We start from the raw sequence: 17,810 nt of genomic DNA, 5'->3' as shown, positions 1-17,810 counted from the left end.
TGTGACGATCCATCTGCACCTCGCGACAACGGGCGGCGGCCCATGATCGACTGGTTACAGCTCGCCGAATCGCTCATCACCTCACCCTGGCTGTATGCGGTGCTCATCGCGGTGTCCTGCCTGGACTCCTTCCTGCCGTTGATCCCGAGCGAAGCCGTCGTGGTCGTCGCAGGGGTCTACGCCGCCGGCGGACATACCGACCTCGTGCTCGTCATCGCCGCCACGACGCTCGGCGCCTTCCTCGGCGACATGGTCCCCTACACCGTCGGACGACTGCTCGGTGTACGCGTACTCAAGCGACTGCCACCCGGTACCAAACGACGAGCGGCGCACGACTGGTTCACCCGCCAACTCGACGCCCGCGGCGGCTTCGTCCTGGTGACCACACGATTCATCCCGGTCGGGCGCTACCTGGCCACCTTGTCCACGGGGATCGTCGGCTATCCGCTGGGCAAGTACGTGCTCTTCGTCGGGTTCGCCACCGCTGCCTGGAGTGTTTACACCGTGCTCACCGGATACCTCGGTGGCGTCGTCTTCCAGGACAACACGCTGCTCGCGATCACCGTCGGTATCGTGCTCGCGTTCCTGGTCACCGCTGTCATCGAAGCCGTACGCCACCTCCGCCGTCGCGCATCCATGCCGCCGACCGAAGCACCTCCATGGTGAAGGGGCGAGGCCGGGTGAAAGGTCTGTTCGTCCACCCGGTGAAAGGGCTCAGCGCGCAGCCGCTGGACCGCGTCGCGCTCCGGCCGGGCGAGGGGATTGCGAACGACCGGATGTTCGCGTTCGCCCGGCCGGAGGGCAGGTACCGGCCCGGGACGCGTGAAGGACTGCCGAAGCAGGAGTTCTTCGCCCTGGTCTCGGACCACCGCTTGGCCGGACTCGACACACACCTCGATGCGGAGACCGAGGTCCTCACCGCGCGCGTCGCGGGCCACGACGTGCTGAAGGCCGACCTGAACACCGCGCAAGGTCGCGACGAGGCGGTGCGGTTCTTCACGCGCGTCCTCGACCTGCCCGCGGGGGTCATGCCGTTGCTCGCGCGGGAACCGGGCAGGCGCTTCACCGATGCGGCCGCGGCCGGGGACGGACCGATGGACTGGATCTCGTTGGTCAACCTGGCCTCGGTCCGAGACCTGGAGTCACGCACGGGCGCCGTGGTCGATCCGCTGCGGTTCCGGGCCAATGTCCTCGTGGACGGCCTACCGGCGTGGTTCGAATCGGACGCGATCGGTCAGGAGTTCGGCCTGGGCGGCGTGCGGGTGCGGGCCGTGCGCCGGACCAAGCGCTGCGTCGCGACCGAGGTCGATCCGGAGACCGGCCGCCGCGACCTGCCGGTGGTGGCCATGCTCGACAGGACGTACGGTCACCGGTTCATGGGAATCTACCTGGAGGTCCGCACAGCCGGAGTCGTGGAGAAGGACAGTGAATTCGTCATCTGAGCTGCGGCTGCGGGTCAGCGAGTCGGCCGACCTCACGCCGACCGTCCGCCGCTTCGTGCTGCGGGACCCCAGCGGGTTCGCGCTGCCGGCATATGAGCCTGGTGCGCACATCGTGGTGACCACCCCAGCCGGGCACAAGCGCGGCTACAGCCTTGTCGAACCGGGCGGTGCCCGGCCACGGGAGTATGTCGTGTGCGTGCGCCGCGACGGCGACGGCCGGGGCGGTTCGGTGAGCATGCACGATGACGTGGTGGTGGGCTCCGAACTCGTGGTGTCCGCGCCGGCCAACAGGTTTCCCCTCGAACCCTCGCCTCGGTACCTGTTCATCGCCGGGGGCATCGGCATCACGCCGATCCGGGCGATGGTGCGCCGATTACGCGTCGAGGGCCGCACCGGTGTGCGGCTGCTGTATCTGACGCTGTCCGTGGAGGAAACCCCGTTCCTGCGGGAGTTCGACGGTCCGGAGGACACCGTGCACCACAGTGACGACCGTGGGCTGCTCGACCTGTGGCCGTACCTTGCCGTTCCGGACGACGACGTGCGCGTCTACTGCTGTGGGCCCGCTCCCCTCATGCGGACCGTACAGACGCTGACGGCCCACTGGCGCATGAGCAGGATTCACATGGAGGAGTTCGCAGCCGGTCACACCGGGATGTCCTTGCCGTTCACCGCGGTCTGGGCCCCCGATGGGCGGCGGGTGGACGTTCCCGCACACCTTTCGCTGCTCGCCGCCCTGCGCCGTGACGGCGTTCGCGTCGAGTCGTCCTGTGAGGCCGGCGTCTGCGGCACGTGCCGCCTCGCGGTCCTCGACGGCGAGGTGGATCACCGTGACTCCGTGTCGACCGAGAAGGAACGCCTTTCGAGCGTGGTGGCCTGTGTGTCGCGGGCCAGGTCATCCGAGATCGTCGTCGGCCCCTATGAGAACGAGGAATCGGCGTGACCATCCACGAACTGCATCCCGAGCCCGGATTCACGACGGACGTGTTCGACCGTGACGCGCCGCCCGTGCTGACCGTGGACCCGGGCGACACCGTCGTCGTACGATCACTCGACGCGTCCGGGTTCCTCGAACGGCAACACTCACCAGGCGAGCAGCGGCCGACCATGTTCGACGGGCGGCGCGGCCACTGCCTCACCGGTCCCATCGACGTGCGCGGTGCGGAACCGGGGAACGTGCTCGCGGTCCGCATCGTTTCGGCCACCCCGGACGACTGGGGCTGGACCGTCGCCGGCGCCAAGGACAACGCGTTGAACCGCGCGCTCGGTCTCACCGGAGCGCCCTCCTGGCTCCTGTGGGAGATCGACGCCGACGCCGGGACCGCCACCAGCGACCTCGGTCACACCGTACGGATCTCGCCGTTCCTCGGCGTGATCGGCATGCCGCCGAACGAGCCGGGCCTGCACTCCACGATCCCGCCGCGATCCGCCGGTGGTGGGAACATCGACTGCCGTGACCTGACCGCGGGGGCGACGTTGTTCCTGCCGGTCACCGTACCCGGCGCGCTGCTGCACCTCGGCGACGGCCATGCCGCGCAAGGCGATGGCGAGGTGTCCGGCACCGCGATCGAATGTCCTATGACAACGGAAGCGGTGCTCGACATCGTCACTGACGTTCCCGTCCCCGGCCTGCACGCCGTGACTCCCCGCGGGCGGATCACGTTCGGGTTCGACGCGGACCTCAACGCGGCGATGACGGAAGCTCTCGCCGCGATGGTCACGTGGATGCAGGATCTGTACGACGTCGACAGGGGCACAGCCACGGCACTCGCCAGTTCGGTCGTGGACCTGCGCGTCACACAGGTGGCGAACGAGACATGGGGCGTACATGCCGTCCTGGCACAGGGGGCGATCACCTGAATCAGGGAGAAGCCCTGATCGGTCCCGGCACACGTCTGTCGCGGCCACGGAATGTGGCGCGGTAGGCGCTGGGCGAGACCCCCAGTTCGGCTTGCAGACGCAAGCGCATCGAGCCGGCGGTGCCGAAGCCCGCGGTGACGGCGACCTGGTCGATGGGCATTTCGGTGCGCTCCAGGAGGGCGCAGGCTCGTTCGATGCGCTGTTGGGTGAGCCACCGTCCCGGCGAGATGCCTATTTCGTCACGGAAGCGTCGGGTGAATGTTCGCGTGCTTATCGATTCCCGGGCGGCCAGCTCCTGCAGCGTGACGGGCCGGTGCAGGTTCTCGAGTGCCCATTGGCGCGCCTTGCTGGTCGAGGAGATTCTCGGGTCCGGCATCGGTCGCCGCACGTATTGCGCCTGCCCGCCTTCGCGGTGCGGCGGGACGACGCTGCCGCGCGCCACTTCGTTGGCGACCGCCGCGCCGTGGTCGGTGCGGATCATGTGCAGGCACAGGTCGATGCCTGACGCCGCACCCGCGGAGGTGAGCACGCCGTCGTCGTCGGTGTAGAGGACGTCGAGGTCGAAGGCGACGTCCGGGAATCGCTCCCGGAATCGGGCGGATGAGCGCCAGTGCGTGGTCGCTCGCCGTCCGGTGAGCAGGCCCGCCGCGGCCAGCACGAACGATCCGGTGCAGATAGAGGCGATCCGTGTGCCGGGGTGAATCCGCGCCAGCGCCGCGGTGAGCGAAGGTTCGATCGGCCCACCTTGGGGCTCGAAGTCCACGCCGGATCCTGGGACGACGACGGTGTCGGCCTCGGCCAGCGCCTCGAGACCGTGCGTGACGGTGACGGTGAAGTCGGCGTCGGTACGTATTTCCCCGGGCTCGAGCGCGCAGGTCACGACCTCGTAGAGCGCTGCACCCGCGGCCGAGCGCGCCTGGCCGAAGAGGCGGTGAACGATGCTGAGCTCAAATGACAGCGCCTTGTCACGGATCAGGACCGCCACGCGGTGGCGCCCACTACCGGCAAAAGCGGTCATGGCTCGATCTTCGCACATGTTGTCCATCAGGCCAGTCGTCGTGGCGGCGCCGCACGTTGATGATCGATGTCATGAACGTTCTCTGGGTTCTCGCCCACCCCGAACCCCGCTCACTCAACGGCTACCTCGCCACGGAGGGACAGCGCGCGCTCCGCGCCGAGGGCCACCAGGTTGAGGAGTCGGACCTGTACGCGATGAACTGGAACCCCACCGTCGACACCGCCGGCTACGCCCACCGACCCGCGGAACGATTCCAGGTCGCCGCCGCCGCCGACCGGGCGTACAAGAACGGCACGCAGAGCGCCGATATCCGAGCCGAGCAGGAAAAGCTCACCCGAGCGGACGCCATCGTCATCCAGTTCCCCATGTGGTGGTTCGGCATGCCCGCCATCCTCAAAGGCTGGTTCGACCGAGTCTGGCACCAGGGCTTCGCCTACGGCTTGCGCGGCCCGAACGGCGAATGGATCGGCTACGGAGACGGGTTTCTCGCGGGTAAGCGCGCGATGGCAGTCGTGACCATGGGCGGGCCGGCGTGGCTCTACGGCGAGCGGGGCATCCACGGAGCCGTCGACGAACTGCTGTTCCCGTTGCAGCACGGCACCCTGTTCTACGCGGGCGCAGAGGTGCTGCCCCCGGTGCTGATCCCCGCTGCCGACAGGCTCACCCCCGAGGAAGGCGAGACGGCGGCCAAGGAGCTGCGCGAGCGCCTACTCGCCATGCCGACGACCGAGCCGGTCCCGTACCGAACGCAGAACGGCGGAGACTACGACGACAATCGCGTGCTGCGGCCGGACGTCGCACCGGGCTTGACCGGACTGGGCGTCCACCTGGCCTGACGCCCGCTGACGGCGCACCGCACCGTAACAGCGCATCCGCGATCGTCGCGGATGCGCTTTCGCGTTTCCGGGCCCTGGCTCGCGCCCGCCTCCAGATTGTCGGTGCCCGTTGATACCTATGGCCCATCACGTTGAACGACCGACGATGGAGCCCCCCATGGCCACGGCCACCTTCAGAGACGAGAGCGCCGCCGGCAGGCGCTCAGTCGAGATCTCTCTTCCCGCTCGGTCCGACGCGAGCCCGGCGCGCGAGATCCTCCGCCTCGTGCCGCGGGCCGGAGGCTGACATGGGCGTCCTTGACAACTTTCCCCGGTCTTACGGCTACCTGCTCGGCCACCGCGTCGAGGGGCTGCCACATGAGCTGTTCGACCTGTACGACGCGGGCGGGCGACCCGGCGCCGACGAGGCCGGGCGCAGGGCGTTCGGCGTATGGGCGCAACTACTGCTCAGCCTGGGCGACAAGGGCGGCCACGAGCACCCAGAGGAGGTGCTCCGGCTGGTGCGCGAGGTGGCCGACGGCGACATCCCCTGGACGTTCGAGGACACGCGCTTCCTGTGGGAGATCGCCGACGCGCTGTCGTGTTGCGGTCACACCGGCCACGCCGAGCTGTACCGGATTCCGCTGGCCGCCATCGCGACGCTCGGATACTCCGAGCGCCGCCAGATCCTTGGTGACGCGCCGCCGTGGCACCCGGCCCACCGCAGCCCGGGTCGGGCCGCGCTGCGCAAGGACCTGGAGCGCGTCCTGACCGAGCCCCAGGAGCACGGGCCGGCCGGGGTCGTGCGCAGCCTGGTCTGGGACGGCGACCCCCTCGCCCGTGCCATGGCAGGGAAGTACGCCGCCCGGCTGACCCACCCCGCCGTGCTCCCGCTGCTGAAACACTGGTGCAAGGCCAAGGCCAACAAGCCCAGCGAAACCTGGCTCGCCAAGGTCCGCACGCTGCTCACCGACGACGGCGTAGCGGTGCTGCGCGAGCTCCTCTCCCGCGTGGCCACCCACCGCGAGAGTCGCGAGCCCGGCGGCAGGGTCTTCCTCGCCCGCCACACCGCCCTCCCGCTGCGCGGCATGCTGTGGACCTGCGAGGTGATCGACGCGCCCTGGGTGTCCACGCTGCTCGGCGACGTCGCCACCAACTGCGGCATCGGGCGCAACGGCACCGGCGGCGCCGCCGTCTGCCGCAACGAGAGACTGGCCAACGCCGCACTGAACGTGCTGGCCAAGCGGGGCGGCCTCGACACGGTGGGCGTGCTCGCGCGCCTGCGAGCCAAGCTGCGCAGACCGGCCCTGCTGGCGAAGGCGTCCGAGGCCCTCGACGCGGTGGCCGTGCAAGAGGGGCTGAGCCACGAACAGCTCGTCGACCGGACGGTCCCGGCCTTCGGACTCGGCCCCGACGGGGTCCGGGAGGAGCAGGCCGGCGACTGCGTCGTCCGGCTCGACGTCGACGGGCCGGTGCTGCGGTTCGTCAACGCGTCCGGGCGCGTCGTCAAGTCGGCGCCCCAGTCCATCCGCAAGGATCCGGTGCTCGCCGATCTCAAGGCCACGCTGAAAGACCTCAAACGCACACAGGCCGCCGAGCGGCTGCGCCTGGAGCAGATGCTCATCGTCGAACGCGAGCTGTCCTGGCAGGAGGCCGAGCAGTACTTCTTCGACCATCCGGTCACCGGCCCCTACACCCGCGCCCTCATCTGGCGGCTCCCCGACGGGTTCGCCGGGCTGCCGGTCAGGAGCGGTGGCGGCTGGGCACTGGCCGAGGCGAGCGGCGGATCCGTGCGTCCGGGCGCCGACACGCCCGTCCGGTTGTGGCACCCCATCCAGGAGGGCGCCGAGGGGGTGCGCGGCTGGCGCGACCACCTGCTGGAGCGGGGGATCAGGCAGCCGTTCAAGCAGGCGTTCCGCGAGGTCTACCTGCTCACCCCGGCCGAGGAGCGCACCCGCACCCACTCCGACCGTTTCAAGGGCCACTTCGTGCGCTACGGGCAGGCCAAGGCGCTGCTGGAGCAGCGAGGCTGGAGCGGGTTGTCGATCGGTCACTGGGACTACGAATGCGGCGGCAACGTGGGGGCGGCCGTCAAGACGCTCGCCGGCTGGCAGGCGAGCTGGGGCATGCAGGTCGCCTCCGACCCTCAGCAGGACGCCTGGGGCACGGCCTCCTGCGCCGCCACCGACGAGATCCGGTTCCGCCACGCGGATCTTCCCGGCGACGCGCCGCTCACCGAAGTGCCGCCGCTGGTGTTGTCGGAACTGCTGCGCGACGCCGACCTCGCCGTGGGGGTCGGGTCTTTGGGGCTCGACCAGCAGGCGGCGGCGGGGCACGACGGCTACTGGCAGTCGTACGGGTTCGGCGAACTGAGCGAGACCGCTCGCACCCGGCATGACGTGCTGGCCCGGCTGCTGCCCCGGCTGAAGATCGCCGACCGGGCAGAGCTGACCGACCGGTTCCTGCGCGTGCGCGGGCAACTGCGCACCTACCGGATTCATCTGGGGTCGGGCAACATCCTGATGGAGCCGAACGACGCCTACCTGTGCATCGTCCCCGGCCGCGACCGCTCCGCCCCATCGGTGTTGCTGCCGTTCGAGGAGGACGGCGGCATGCTGTCGGTCATCTTGTCGAAGGCGTTCCTGCTGGCGGACGACACCGGGATCAGCGATCCCAGCATCACCCACCAGCTCGTCGCCACCTGACGGCAGCCCGCCGGCTCTGGCTGACTGGGAGGATTACACTACATCCTGCAGTGTAGTAATGCTACAGCAAGCAGTGTAGCTCGGCTAAGATCGGTCCATGCCGACCACGAAGACGCTGCGTGAGGGCTCCCCGCAGAAGCGGGCCGCCATCCTCTCGGCGGCCCGGGAGCTGTTCCTCGCCGACGGCTTCGACCGGTCAAGCATCGGCGCGGTCGCCGCCCAGGCGGGCGTGTCCACACGCACGGTCTACGACTACTTCGGTGACAAGCAGACCCTGCTGCAGGCCGTCGTCCAAGCCATCGGCCAGTCACTCGTCACCACGATCCGGCACACCCTCGACGACACGCTCACCGGCCTCACCAAAGCCGCCGAGCTGGAGGGCGCCCTGGTCACGTTCTCGATGCGGATCGCGACCGACATGCTCGACTCAGCGGAGTACGCCACACTGCAGCGCCTGGTCCGGGCCGAATCCGGCCACCTGCGGCACAGGGAGGACCAGCCCATGACCAACGCGCCCGACGAAGCTCTGGGTGAGCGGCTGGCCGTCCTGGCCCGAGCCGGACTGCTCGACGCCCCTGACGCGCGGCTCGCGGCCGACCACTTCATCGCGCTGACCTTCGGGGTCGCGCTCAACAGGCTCGGCTCCGCGAACGCCGCCGAGGACCCCCGCGTTCGCCCACTCATCGTCGAGGGAGTGCGGGCGTTTCTCCGGGCATATCGGAGCACATGAGGAGGGGCGCGCGCTCGCGCCCCGCCACCCGTGCGAACAGACCATCAAGGCCCGCCGACCAGCATGCAGGTCTCTAGGTGAGTTCCACCCCGTCGATCTCAGGTCCGTTCGGCGGCTTCTGATAGCCGTGCGCGGTCATGCGGGTCTCGGGAAGCTTCTCGCACGGCACGCAGTCGGGCCAGAAATGCTCCGGCGTGCGCCCGCTCACCGGATTGCGGTAGTGGAACCACATCGGCAGAATGGCGGGCCACTCGACGAACGTGCCCGTCCCTCCGCGGAATCCCTCCTGGCGGCGGCCCAGGTCGGTCAGCAGGATGTCCGGCGGGTACGTGCTCAGCAGGCGACTCGGCGGTGGGGGTGGCTCACCTTCCGGCCGAGCCACCGCGGACGCCCAGCCGCCCTTCCAGTCGGGCGACGCGAAGTAGTGTTCATCGATGGTCAGACTCCACAGCCGCCAGATGCCGTCCTCCAGCACGGCCTGATCGTTGGGATACATCCCGGAGTGCAGGCCGCCCATGTAGAAGTCCTTCGAGGAACTGCCCGGTTCCTTCGATGTGCGCGGCTGGAACAGCCGGGTGCGCAGGTTCGCCGACCGACCATCGTGCGACACATGGATCACGGGCTGGGTGCGCCAATGGAAGGAGATCGCGCTACGGCGCGCGGGAGACGGACCCCAGCTTGCGTTGGCAGCGCCGATGATCCGGTCGCGACCTACGAAGTAGCCCGCGAAAGGCGCCTGCTTGTGGCCGTTGACCGCGAAGATCGCCGCCATGTCGGACCATGCGAAATCGTCGAGGTAGTAGCCGTAGGCCGACGAGACGTTCTCGACTCCGTCGTATGCCTGGGAGCGCGCGAGCCGGCGCGCGAGGTCGGCCAGATCGAGCGGGGCCTGGTCCAGCCGGCTCGGGGGCGTTTCGCCGAACAGCGCACGCCCGACGGGCGCCACGTCAAGAAACGCTGGTATGCCGAAGTCCGGCGCGGACGATCGTTCCGTGTCGCGGCCGCCCAGCGGCGCGATACCGCCGCTTCCCCACCCCTCGAAATAGTCGGCGCGAAGCAGCGGCGTCAGCGATATCTCCTTCAGCTTCCACAGCCCGTCCTCCTTGACGAAGCGGTTGCGGAACACGGAGAACTCCCAGAAGCCCGCACGCTTCGTCGCATCGCCCAGAAGACCCAGCTCGATCCCCCGGCCGAGCGCCTCCCGGCCCCCGGGCAGCACCTCGACGATGAGATCGAAGATCAGACGCTCATTGAGCCGGCCGTGGGCGAGGCCCTCCGGCCCCATCCGTTCCATGGCCCGGCGAACGCCCGCGTGTCCCGCGAAATCTCCCACACCGGCGACCGCGACGATCGCATCCTCGACGAAGAGGTCGACCACATCGCTCCACATCCCGCGATCGACGTAGTAGCCATAGGCGTTCTGGAGGTTACGAATCGCGTCCTCGTCGTTCAGCCTGCGGATCCTGCCCGCCAGTTCTTCGACGGTCGCGCCGCTGCGCGGCGCGTCGCCGATCGGCGCCGGGATCGGCATCCCCGTCTCATCGCTGGTGAAGTGCTTCGGCACGATCGGCAGATCCTGACCGCCGACGTTGGCCCAGCCGTCGTGATAGTCGCCTTCGAACTGGGGATGGTAATGCATGCTCGCGATGAGCCAGCGCCCGTCCTCAAGGACGTAGTCGCTCTCATAGATCCCCCCTTCGACGCGCGCCGTTCCTTTGCCGTCGCCGAGGAAGCGCATGGCCATCCAGCGGGCCCGTGCCATGCGTGCGTCGACCGAGAGGTTCACCAGCGGCTCGTCGATGACCTCGGTGTGGAGAGAGCCCGGTGCGCGGCCGTTCATATCCCCCGCACGGGCATCAAGCCATGCCTCGATCGCCTCGCGTCCGGTCACGGTCTCGTCGCCCCACCGCAGTGTGCCGTCCTCGGCGAAGAGCGCGACCATCGCGTGCCACTGCCCGAACTGACTGTGATGGGCGTAGCCACGCTGCACGTTCTTGACGGCGCGAAGCGACTCGACCCGCGCGACATCTCGCGCGAGCTCATCGATCGCCCTCTGCTCCTGCGTATTCATCCCTGCCCCTCCCATCGTTCCCGGAGCGGGGCGCGTCGAGAACGCGCCCACGACCGGCACGGCGGCGAGAACCCCGCCTCGTCTTGCTCATTTCATCGCCTGTTCCTCCTGCCTCTCACTCCGGAACAAAGCTGCTCTGCGCGATATGACGGACTCCGCCATTGGCCTGTACGGCATCGTCGCGGCTGTTGAAGTAATAAATCGCCCCGATTCTGCCCGGCTCGGCCTCGAAGGCGTTCGGATATCCCAGATCCCAACTGCCACCGTCATCGCGGACGATGATCTCAGGACCCCAGCTCTTGCCTTCGTCCTCGCTCACCACGGCGCGAATGCCGTAGGGCTTGAGGCGGTAACCGTAGACGACGACCAGCCGTCCGTCCGCCATGGCGACCAGGCTGCCCGGCGCGCCGAAATCATTGACCCTCGACAGGAACTGCCACGTCAGGCCGCCGTCGTCGCTGGAGAACAGTTCCGTCCACATGACGCCGGTGGGATCGCGCTGGCAGCGCAGCGTGCACAGGATGCGGCCGCTCGGCAGCATCACACCGCGAGGATAGAACCAGCGGTGACCGCCGAAGCGATAGGTGCTCTTCCAGTCCCCTTCCGCCGACGCGAAGGGATCCTGCTTGGGCGTGATGAAGGACAGGAAATGGAACTCCGTGCCGTCGTCGGTGCCGGCGTACACCAGCGGCCGGCGGTTCCACCCGTCCTCGCTGATCAGGGTCAGGAACAGCAGACAGCGGCCGTCGGGTCGTACCATCGCCGAGTTGATCGCCGACAGCGAATGCAGTCCGTCGAGCGGTAGCTCGACGGACGGCGTCCAGCTGTGTCCCGCATCCGTCGAGACGCGAACGAAGGAACGGCTCTCCGGCTTACCGAAATCGATGCTGCTGTTACCCACCAGGACATTGCGATCCAGGAAGTCGAACGGCCCCCACGGTGAAAGATCCCGGGGACTGCCTTCCGCCGCCGCCGCGCGCGGATAGACATCGAACTCGGGATCCGCCCACGTGCGCCCGCGATCGGCCGACCGCATCGTGACCAACCGGCTCCCGCGGCCTCCGCGCTCACCGAGCTGATCATGACTGATCTTGGCGGGGTCGCTGTAATCGGCGTCCAGCGATATGAAATTGGCGACGAACTCGCCCGAGGCCGTCTCCCAGAAACCCATCGTATAAGGCCAGGCGCAGAACTCCCCGTCGCGGCGATAGACGACCGCGTGATCCAGGTCCTTGGCGGCGCGAGGCGGGCCGAATCTCCGAATCATCGTCCCTCTTTTCCGTCGTTCCCCGAATAGACGCGGGCGGCGTTGTCGTGGAGGAACTTGCGCGCTTCTTCCGCCGTCAGGAAGTCGGCGGCCGCACGAGCCATGGCCGCTTTCTCGGTGTAGTTCCAGAGCATGCTCTGGCCTACGTCGGAGCCCCACATGACGCGGTCAGGGCCGAAGCTGTCGACCATTCGCCGAACGATATGCGCCGGCCGCACGTCCTCCGCGAGCAGTCGCTCCATGTTGATCTCGGTGATCTTGAAATGCACGTTCGGCACGTCGTCGAAGATCTCGATCGTCTGGTCGATCCCGAAATGCGGCGGGCCCGGCAGCTGCACGTCCTCGCCTGCTTCCTGGGCGAGCCGGACCTCGTACTGCGTCATCCCGAACGGCATTCCGCCATGGTCGAGCAGGATCGGGAGCTCGGGGAACTGACGCGCGATGATCTTGATGAGCGGCAACAGGTACGGGAGCTGCTTCATGAACAGGATCAGGGTCATCGGCGTCCCGAGTTCAGCGCAGGTCTTCCACACCTCCATCGACTGCGGCGAACTCAGCCATGCGGTGTCCAGGATCCACGGCCGGGTATGCGCCATGCGGAATCCGCGGACGTGGTCGTTCCCGACCATCTCGCGATAGCGATCAGGAGTGGCCGGATCCTGAGGGTCGAGTATCACTACCGGATGCAGCCGGCCAGGAAACTTCCGAGCCGATTCGAGGATATAACTGTTGTCATATCCGTAGAGATGACCGCGTTGCACCAGACACGCCTCGGCGACGCCGTGTTCGTCCATCATCGCGATGAGCGCTTCGGCCGTCACGGTGAAGTCGGTGTGCTTCGGAGTCGGCAGATCGGGCCGTAGGGCCTTGGGCCGGTAAGTATCCCAATCGTCAGAGATCAAATGCGCGTGGGTATCGAAGAGTGGCGAGACCATGTTGCTCCGTTTCACTCGGGTGTCTGGAACTGAAGACCGGATGACGCCGTGACCTGGATCGCGCCAGGCTCACTTCTTCGGCGACATCGTCAACCAGGCCTTACGCTCCGGCGGCGCCTGCGGCTTGTCGTGCCCCTGCCAGCGCGCGGTGCTGATCGTCGAGAAGGAGCCGGTGAACCACGCGAGCGGCGCGAAAAACATCAGCTTCTTCGCCTTGGCCTGCATCTTCTTGAACGCCTCGCCACGCTTGGCCTTGTCGTTGGTGTTGAGCGCGGCGGCAGCGGCGGCGTCGATCTCCGGATCGCAGACGCCGGACGGGTTCGCCGCGGCCGTCTTCTTCTCGTTGCACTCATACCAGCGAGTGATGCCGATGCTCGGATCGGCCCCGAGGTTCGTCCTCAAGAACGAGAGGTCGAAGTCACTCTCGGTGTACATCTTCTCGTTGTACACCGCGCCCGAGGTGCCGATGAGCTCCGTGGCGATGCCGACCTCCGCCAGCATGGACTTCGCCATCTGGGCCGTCTTGGCGACCTCGCTCAGCGGGGTGATGTAGCGCGCCTTGAGGGTGAACCTGGTGCCGTCGGACCCTCGTTCGAAGCCGGCCTCGTCGAGGGCCTTGTTGATCGCGTCGAGATCGCGCGGGAAGTCCCGGCTGAAATCGATGTCCGGGTTGATCGCCCAGTCCAGCGTCTTCGGGAAGAACGCGTTGGTGGCAGTCCCCAGCCCCGACAGCGCCGTCTTCGCGATGGCATCGCGATCGAGTGCCGCGAACACCGCGGCCCGCACGGCCGGGTCCTTGAGGTACTCGCTCTTCGTGTTCTGCATCATGATGACCACCTGGGGGAACATCCCGTGCGTGAGCAGCTGGGCGTTCGGGTCGGTGGAGACCCGGGCCTGCTGCGACGGGTCCAGCACGGCCTCGTCGATCTCGCCGGCGAACAGCGCCTCCGCACGGCTGTTGGGGTCGGCCATGACGGTGAAGACGGCGCGGTCGACCCGCACCTCGCCCTCCCAGAAGTCCGGGTTCTTGACGAGCACGACCTCCTGACCCGGGGCGTAGGAGCCGAACTTCATCGGGCCGGTGCCGATCGGCTTCTTGTTCGCCTCGTTGGTGACGTAGTCGGTGCCCGCGTAGACGTGCTTGGGCAGCATGAACTGCTGCGCGACCGTTTCCAGCAACGGGCCGTAGGGCTTGTCGAGGTGCACCACGACGGTGGACGCGCCGGTGACCTCGACCGACTTGATCCGCTCGGCGAGCAGCGCCCCGAAGGTCTGCAGCGGAACGATCTCCTCGAAGTTGAACTTCACGTCCTCGGCGGTGAACGGCTTGCCGTCATGCCACTTGACGCCCTCGCGAAGCTGCAGCGTCAAGTCCAGACCGTCCGGGCTGACCTGCCATTCCTTCGCCAGGCCGGGCGAGATCTTGTAGTCGTCCGAGATCCGGATCAGCGGATCCATGATCTGCGAGCTGAACAGCTGCGAGATCGGGGCGCTGACGAACTGCGCGTTCAGCCCCAGGGTCATGGGGTCGCCGCCGACCGCCTGCACGTACACGGTGCCGTCCGCGGCGCTCTCCGCGGCGCACGCGCTCATCGTGAGCACGCCCGCCATCAGGGCCGCCGCGAGCACTCCGCCGCGTCCTGTCCTCTTCGTCTTCAGCTTCCGCTGCATCTGCACGAACTCCTGTCCGTCTTACCGAGCCGGCGTCATCTTGGACCAGGGCACGCGTTCCGCCATCACCCGCGGCGCGTCCTGCCCCTGCCAACGCGCGGTGCTGATCGTCGGGAAGGCGCCGTTGAACCACGCGAGCGGCGCGTAGTACATCAGCTCCGCCGCCCGGGCCTGCATCTTCTTGAGTGCCTCGGCACGCTTCGACTTGTCGTTGGTGTCGAGCGCGGCGGCAGCGGCGGCGTCGATCTCCGGATCGCAGATGTGGGTGGGGTTGGAGCCCGGGTTTCTCTTCTTGTTGCACTGATACCAGTTGGCGATGCCGAGGCTCGGGTCGGGCCCGGTGGTCATCCGCACGAAGGCGAGATCGAATTCGCTCTTCTTGTACAGCTTCTCGCTGTAGACCGCCCCGCCCGCGCTGGTGAGCTTGGTGGCGATCCCGAGATCCTTGAGCATCGACTGCGCCATCTGGACGGTCGCGCCGACCTCGGTCAGCGTGAAGATGTAGAGAATGTTCAGGGTGAATCTCGTGCCGTCGGGCCCTCGTTCGAAGCCGGCGTCATCGAGGGCCTTGTTGATCGCGTCGAGATCGCGTGGGAAGTCCTTGTCGAAGTCGACATCGGGGTTGACCGCCCAATCGAACGAGGGCGGGACGAATCCGGTCGCGGTCTTCCCGATCCCGGACATCGCAGTCTTCGCGAAGGCCTCACGATCGAGCGCCGCGAACAGGGCGGCGCGGACGGCCGGGTCCTTGAGATACTCGCTCTGCGTGTTGAACATCATCGACACCATCTGCGGGAACATCCCGTGCGTGAGCAACTGGGTGTTCTCGTCGGTGGAGATCCGCCCCTGCTGCGACGGGTCCAGCACGGCGCCATCGATCTCGCCGGCGATCAGCGCCTCCGCACGGCTGTTGGGGTCGGCCATGACCGTGTAGACGGCCCGGTCCACCTGGGACTTCTCGCCCCAGTAGTCAGGGTTCTTGACGAGCGCGACCTCCTGGCCCGGGGTGTAGGAGCCGTACTTCATCGGGCCGGTGCCGATCGGCTTCTTGTTCGCCTCGTTGGTGACGTAGTCGGTTCCGGCATAGAGGTGCTTGGGCAGCATGTACTGCTGGGAGACCGTTTCCAGCAGCGGGCCGTAGGGCTTGTCGAGGTGCACCACGACGGTGGACGCGCCGGTGATCTCGACCGACTTGATCCGCTTGGCGAGCAGCGCCCCGAAGGTCTGCAGCGGGACGATCTCCTCGAAGTTGAACTTCACGTCCTCGGCGGTGAACGGCTTGCCGTCATGCCACTTGACGCCCTCGCGAATGTGCAGCGTCAGGTCCAGACCGTCCGGACTGACCTGCCATTCCTTCGCCAGGCCGGGCGACATCTTGTAGTCGTCCGAAAGGAAGATCAGGGTGTCCATGATCTGCGCGCTGAACAGGATGGGATACGTACCGCCGGTCAACTGAGCGTTCAATCCCGTGGTCATGGGGTCGCCGTTGACGGCGTACACGTACACCTTGTTCTCCGCGCCGCCGCCCTCTGCGGCGCATCCGCTGATCGCGAGCACGCTCGCCATCAGGGCGGCGAGCACTCCGCCGCGTCTTGTCCTCTTCGTGTTCACGGTCTCCTGCCTTTCTGCACGAGTCGTCATACCTCGCGTGCCGTGATGTCCCGTTGCCGCTCGGAGCGCGCCTGGTGCAGGACCGGTGCGGCTGCCAGCAGGGTCTTGGTGTAGGGGTGGGACGGCTCGGCGAAGATGGTCTCCTTGGCACCCTCTTCGACGATCTCGCCCGATCGCATGACATAGACGTAGTCGGCCACCTTCCGCACGACCGGGAGGTCGTGGGTGATGAAGACGTAGCCGACGCCGAGCCGGTCCTTCAGGTCGGCCATGACCCGCAGTACTCCGGCCTTCACCGACGCGTCGAGCGCGGAGACGGCTTCGTCCGCCACGATGATCTGCGGATTCAGGGCGATCGCCCTGGCGATGAGCACGCGCTGGCGCTGACCGCCGCTGAGTTCATGGGGGTAGCGGTCGAGGAATTCCTCGGCGGGGTTCATGCCGACCAGGTGCAGCGCCTCGCGGGTCTTCTCGCGCACCTGTGAGCGGGTCGTCGCGATGCGGTGCAGCCGGATCACCTCGCCGACGGTCTGCTCGACGCGCTTGCGGGGGTTCAGCGACCCCGCGGGGTCCTGCAGCACCGCCTGTACGCGGCGCCGATAGTGGATTCGCTCCTTCTTGGTCATCGCCGAGATCGGCACACCGTCCAGTTCGACACCGCCGGAGCTGGGCGGGATCAGATCGAGAAGGATGCGGGCCAGCGTGCTCTTGCCGCTGCCGCTCTCTCCCACGATCGCCACGAAATCGCCCGGCCTGGCGCGCAGCGTGGCGCCCGAGACGGCGCGCACCGCCTCCGTTCCCCGTCCCGACCGGAAGGTCTTCGAGACGTTCTTGGCTTCAAGAAGCATCGACGGCCTCCTCGGCGAGCTGTCGCCGCAACTCGGGCGGTATGGAGTAGAGCTCCACACCGTCATCTGTCAGGCTGCGCACGCTGCGCAACAGGGCTTGGGTGTAGGCGTGCCGTGGCTCGTACAGCACCTGCTCGGTGGCGCCCTCCTCGACGACGCGGCCGCCGTACATGACGTAGATGCGGTCCGTCATGTTCGCGACGACGGCGAGGTCATGCGAGATCAGCATCAGGGAGGTGCCCAGATCGGAGACCGTGGTGTCGAGGGTCTTCAGCACGCGCTGCTGGACGGTGACGTCGAGGGCCGTCGTCGGCTCGTCGGCGATGATCAGAGAAGGAAGCTTGGCGATCGCGATCGCGATCAGCACGCGCTGGCGCATCCCGCCGCTCAGTTCGTGCGGAAACCTGGCAGCGACCTCCTCGGGCTTCTCCAGGCCCGCCTGCTCCAGGAACCGGTGCACCGCCCGAGTCCGAGCGGAGCCATCCCCTTCCCGGCCCGGCGGGATGGATTCGGCGACCTGTTTGCCGACCCGCATCGTCGGGTTCAGGAACGTCAGCGGGTCTTGGAAGATCATGCCCACGCGGCTGCGCCTGATCTCGTCCCACGCCTCGGGCGGCGCGCCGACCATCTCCTGCCCCGAGATTCGGATCGATCCGTCCACCCGGACCCGGGGTGAGGTCGGCAGTAGTCCGGCGATGGATCGTCCTGTGACGGACTTCCCCGATCCGGACTCTCCGACGACACCGACCCGCTCACCGTCCCTGATCACCAGGTCCACGCGCCGGACCGCCTCGACTTCGCTGCGCTCCCCCGTCGGAAGCACGACATGGAGCCCTTCCA

The 17,810-nt window shown here is 67.6% G+C and carries 15 protein-coding genes; 7 read left to right on the top strand and 8 right to left on the bottom strand.

Annotated features, from left to right (window positions below; all coding sequences use genetic code 11):
* The first annotated feature begins 42 nt into the window (after positions 1–42).
* The 4 genes from ACTMTF_RS40245 to ACTMTF_RS40230 are packed head-to-tail and all read left to right on the top strand — an operon-like array spanning position 43 to position 3,299.
* Complete coding sequence (locus ACTMTF_RS40245; RefSeq protein WP_441115373.1) at positions 43–666, top strand: DedA family protein; 624 nt, start codon at positions 43–45, stop codon at positions 664–666.
* A 14-nt stretch (positions 667–680) separates the two neighbouring features.
* Entirely contained in the window at positions 681–1,442 is a 762-nt protein-coding gene (locus ACTMTF_RS40240) for an MOSC domain-containing protein (RefSeq protein ID WP_441115372.1), read from the top strand.
* Positions 1,426–2,382: a PDR/VanB family oxidoreductase gene (locus ACTMTF_RS40235; protein ID WP_441115371.1), complete on the top strand. Its 957-nt coding sequence runs from the start codon at positions 1,426–1,428 to the stop codon at positions 2,380–2,382. The genes ACTMTF_RS40240 and ACTMTF_RS40235 overlap by 17 nt, the downstream gene beginning before the upstream one ends.
* A complete protein-coding gene (locus tag ACTMTF_RS40230; RefSeq protein ID WP_441115370.1) occupies positions 2,379–3,299 on the top strand; it encodes an acetamidase/formamidase family protein in 921 nt (306 codons plus the stop codon). Before ACTMTF_RS40235 ends, ACTMTF_RS40230 begins: the two co-directional genes overlap by 4 nt.
* Position 3,300: 1 nt before the next feature.
* Here ACTMTF_RS40230 and ACTMTF_RS40225 read toward each other — a convergent pair whose 3' ends face one another.
* A complete protein-coding gene (locus tag ACTMTF_RS40225; protein WP_441115369.1) occupies positions 3,301–4,317 on the bottom strand; it encodes a GlxA family transcriptional regulator in 1,017 nt (338 codons plus the stop codon).
* 71 nt (positions 4,318–4,388) lie between these two features.
* Here ACTMTF_RS40225 and ACTMTF_RS40220 point away from each other — a divergent pair, with 71 nt between their 5' ends.
* From ACTMTF_RS40220 to ACTMTF_RS40210, 3 genes are all read left to right on the top strand, one after another.
* Entirely contained in the window at positions 4,389–5,153 is a 765-nt protein-coding gene (locus ACTMTF_RS40220) for an NAD(P)H-dependent oxidoreductase (RefSeq protein ID WP_441115368.1), read from the top strand.
* A gap of 287 nt (positions 5,154–5,440) precedes the next feature.
* Positions 5,441–7,837: a DUF4132 domain-containing protein gene (locus ACTMTF_RS40215; RefSeq protein WP_441115367.1), complete on the top strand. Its 2,397-nt coding sequence runs from the start codon at positions 5,441–5,443 to the stop codon at positions 7,835–7,837.
* A 97-nt stretch (positions 7,838–7,934) separates the two neighbouring features.
* On the top strand, positions 7,935–8,567 hold the full coding sequence (locus tag ACTMTF_RS40210; RefSeq protein WP_441115366.1) for a TetR/AcrR family transcriptional regulator: 633 nt from the start codon (positions 7,935–7,937) through the stop codon (positions 8,565–8,567).
* A gap of 73 nt (positions 8,568–8,640) precedes the next feature.
* Here the strand turns inward: ACTMTF_RS40210 and ACTMTF_RS40205 are convergent, their stop codons facing one another.
* From ACTMTF_RS40205 to ACTMTF_RS40175, 7 genes are all read right to left on the bottom strand, one after another.
* A complete protein-coding gene (locus tag ACTMTF_RS40205; RefSeq protein WP_441115365.1) occupies positions 8,641–10,638 on the bottom strand; it encodes a nuclear transport factor 2 family protein in 1,998 nt (665 codons plus the stop codon).
* Between the two features lie 115 nt (positions 10,639–10,753).
* Positions 10,754–11,905: a sialidase family protein gene (locus ACTMTF_RS40200; RefSeq protein ID WP_441115364.1), complete on the bottom strand. Its 1,152-nt coding sequence runs from the start codon at positions 11,903–11,905 to the stop codon at positions 10,754–10,756.
* A complete protein-coding gene (locus ACTMTF_RS40195; RefSeq protein ID WP_441115363.1) occupies positions 11,902–12,840 on the bottom strand; it encodes an amidohydrolase family protein in 939 nt (312 codons plus the stop codon). Before ACTMTF_RS40195 ends, ACTMTF_RS40200 begins: the two co-directional genes overlap by 4 nt.
* Positions 12,841–12,909: 69 nt before the next feature.
* Entirely contained in the window at positions 12,910–14,511 is a 1,602-nt protein-coding gene (locus tag ACTMTF_RS40190; protein WP_441115362.1) for an ABC transporter substrate-binding protein, read from the bottom strand.
* Positions 14,512–14,532: 21 nt separating this feature from the next.
* Complete coding sequence (locus ACTMTF_RS40185; protein ID WP_441115361.1) at positions 14,533–16,122, bottom strand: ABC transporter substrate-binding protein; 1,590 nt, start codon at positions 16,120–16,122, stop codon at positions 14,533–14,535.
* A gap of 26 nt (positions 16,123–16,148) precedes the next feature.
* Complete coding sequence (locus tag ACTMTF_RS40180; protein ID WP_397004157.1) at positions 16,149–16,970, bottom strand: ATP-binding cassette domain-containing protein; 822 nt, start codon at positions 16,968–16,970, stop codon at positions 16,149–16,151.
* Positions 16,960–17,793 (bottom strand): ABC transporter ATP-binding protein, encoded by an 834-nt coding sequence (locus ACTMTF_RS40175; RefSeq protein ID WP_441115360.1) that lies wholly within the window; start codon positions 17,791–17,793, stop codon positions 16,960–16,962. Before ACTMTF_RS40175 ends, ACTMTF_RS40180 begins: the two co-directional genes overlap by 11 nt.
* Positions 17,794–17,810: the final 17 nt, after the last annotated feature.

It is taken from the genome of Nonomuraea sp. ZG12 (assembly GCF_052068115.1).
Lineage (GTDB): Bacteria > Actinomycetota > Actinomycetes > Streptosporangiales > Streptosporangiaceae > Nonomuraea.
The sequence above is the reverse complement of the archived record's forward strand: the minus strand, read 5'-3'. Positions and strand labels throughout refer to the sequence as shown.

Excerpts from the sequence above, each read along its gene's own strand:
- ACTMTF_RS40200 (WP_441115364.1), bottom strand. The coding sequence starts at position 11,905 with ATGATTCGGAGATTCGGCCCGCCTCGCGCCGCCAAGGACCTGGATCAC.
- ACTMTF_RS40215 (WP_441115367.1), top strand. The coding sequence starts at position 5,441 with ATGGGCGTCCTTGACAACTTTCCCCGGTCTTACGGCTACCTGCTCGGC.
- ACTMTF_RS40180 (WP_397004157.1), bottom strand. The coding sequence starts at position 16,970 with ATGCTTCTTGAAGCCAAGAACGTCTCGAAGACCTTCCGGTCGGGACGG.
- ACTMTF_RS40195 (WP_441115363.1), bottom strand. The coding sequence starts at position 12,840 with ATGGTCTCGCCACTCTTCGATACCCACGCGCATTTGATCTCTGACGAT.
- ACTMTF_RS40205 (WP_441115365.1), bottom strand. The coding sequence starts at position 10,638 with ATGAATACGCAGGAGCAGAGGGCGATCGATGAGCTCGCGCGAGATGTC.
- ACTMTF_RS40225 (WP_441115369.1), bottom strand. The coding sequence starts at position 4,317 with ATGACCGCTTTTGCCGGTAGTGGGCGCCACCGCGTGGCGGTCCTGATC.
- ACTMTF_RS40245 (WP_441115373.1), top strand. The coding sequence starts at position 43 with ATGATCGACTGGTTACAGCTCGCCGAATCGCTCATCACCTCACCCTGG.
- ACTMTF_RS40210 (WP_441115366.1), top strand. The coding sequence starts at position 7,935 with ATGCCGACCACGAAGACGCTGCGTGAGGGCTCCCCGCAGAAGCGGGCC.
- ACTMTF_RS40220 (WP_441115368.1), top strand. The coding sequence starts at position 4,389 with ATGAACGTTCTCTGGGTTCTCGCCCACCCCGAACCCCGCTCACTCAAC.
- ACTMTF_RS40190 (WP_441115362.1), bottom strand. The coding sequence starts at position 14,511 with ATGCAGCGGAAGCTGAAGACGAAGAGGACAGGACGCGGCGGAGTGCTC.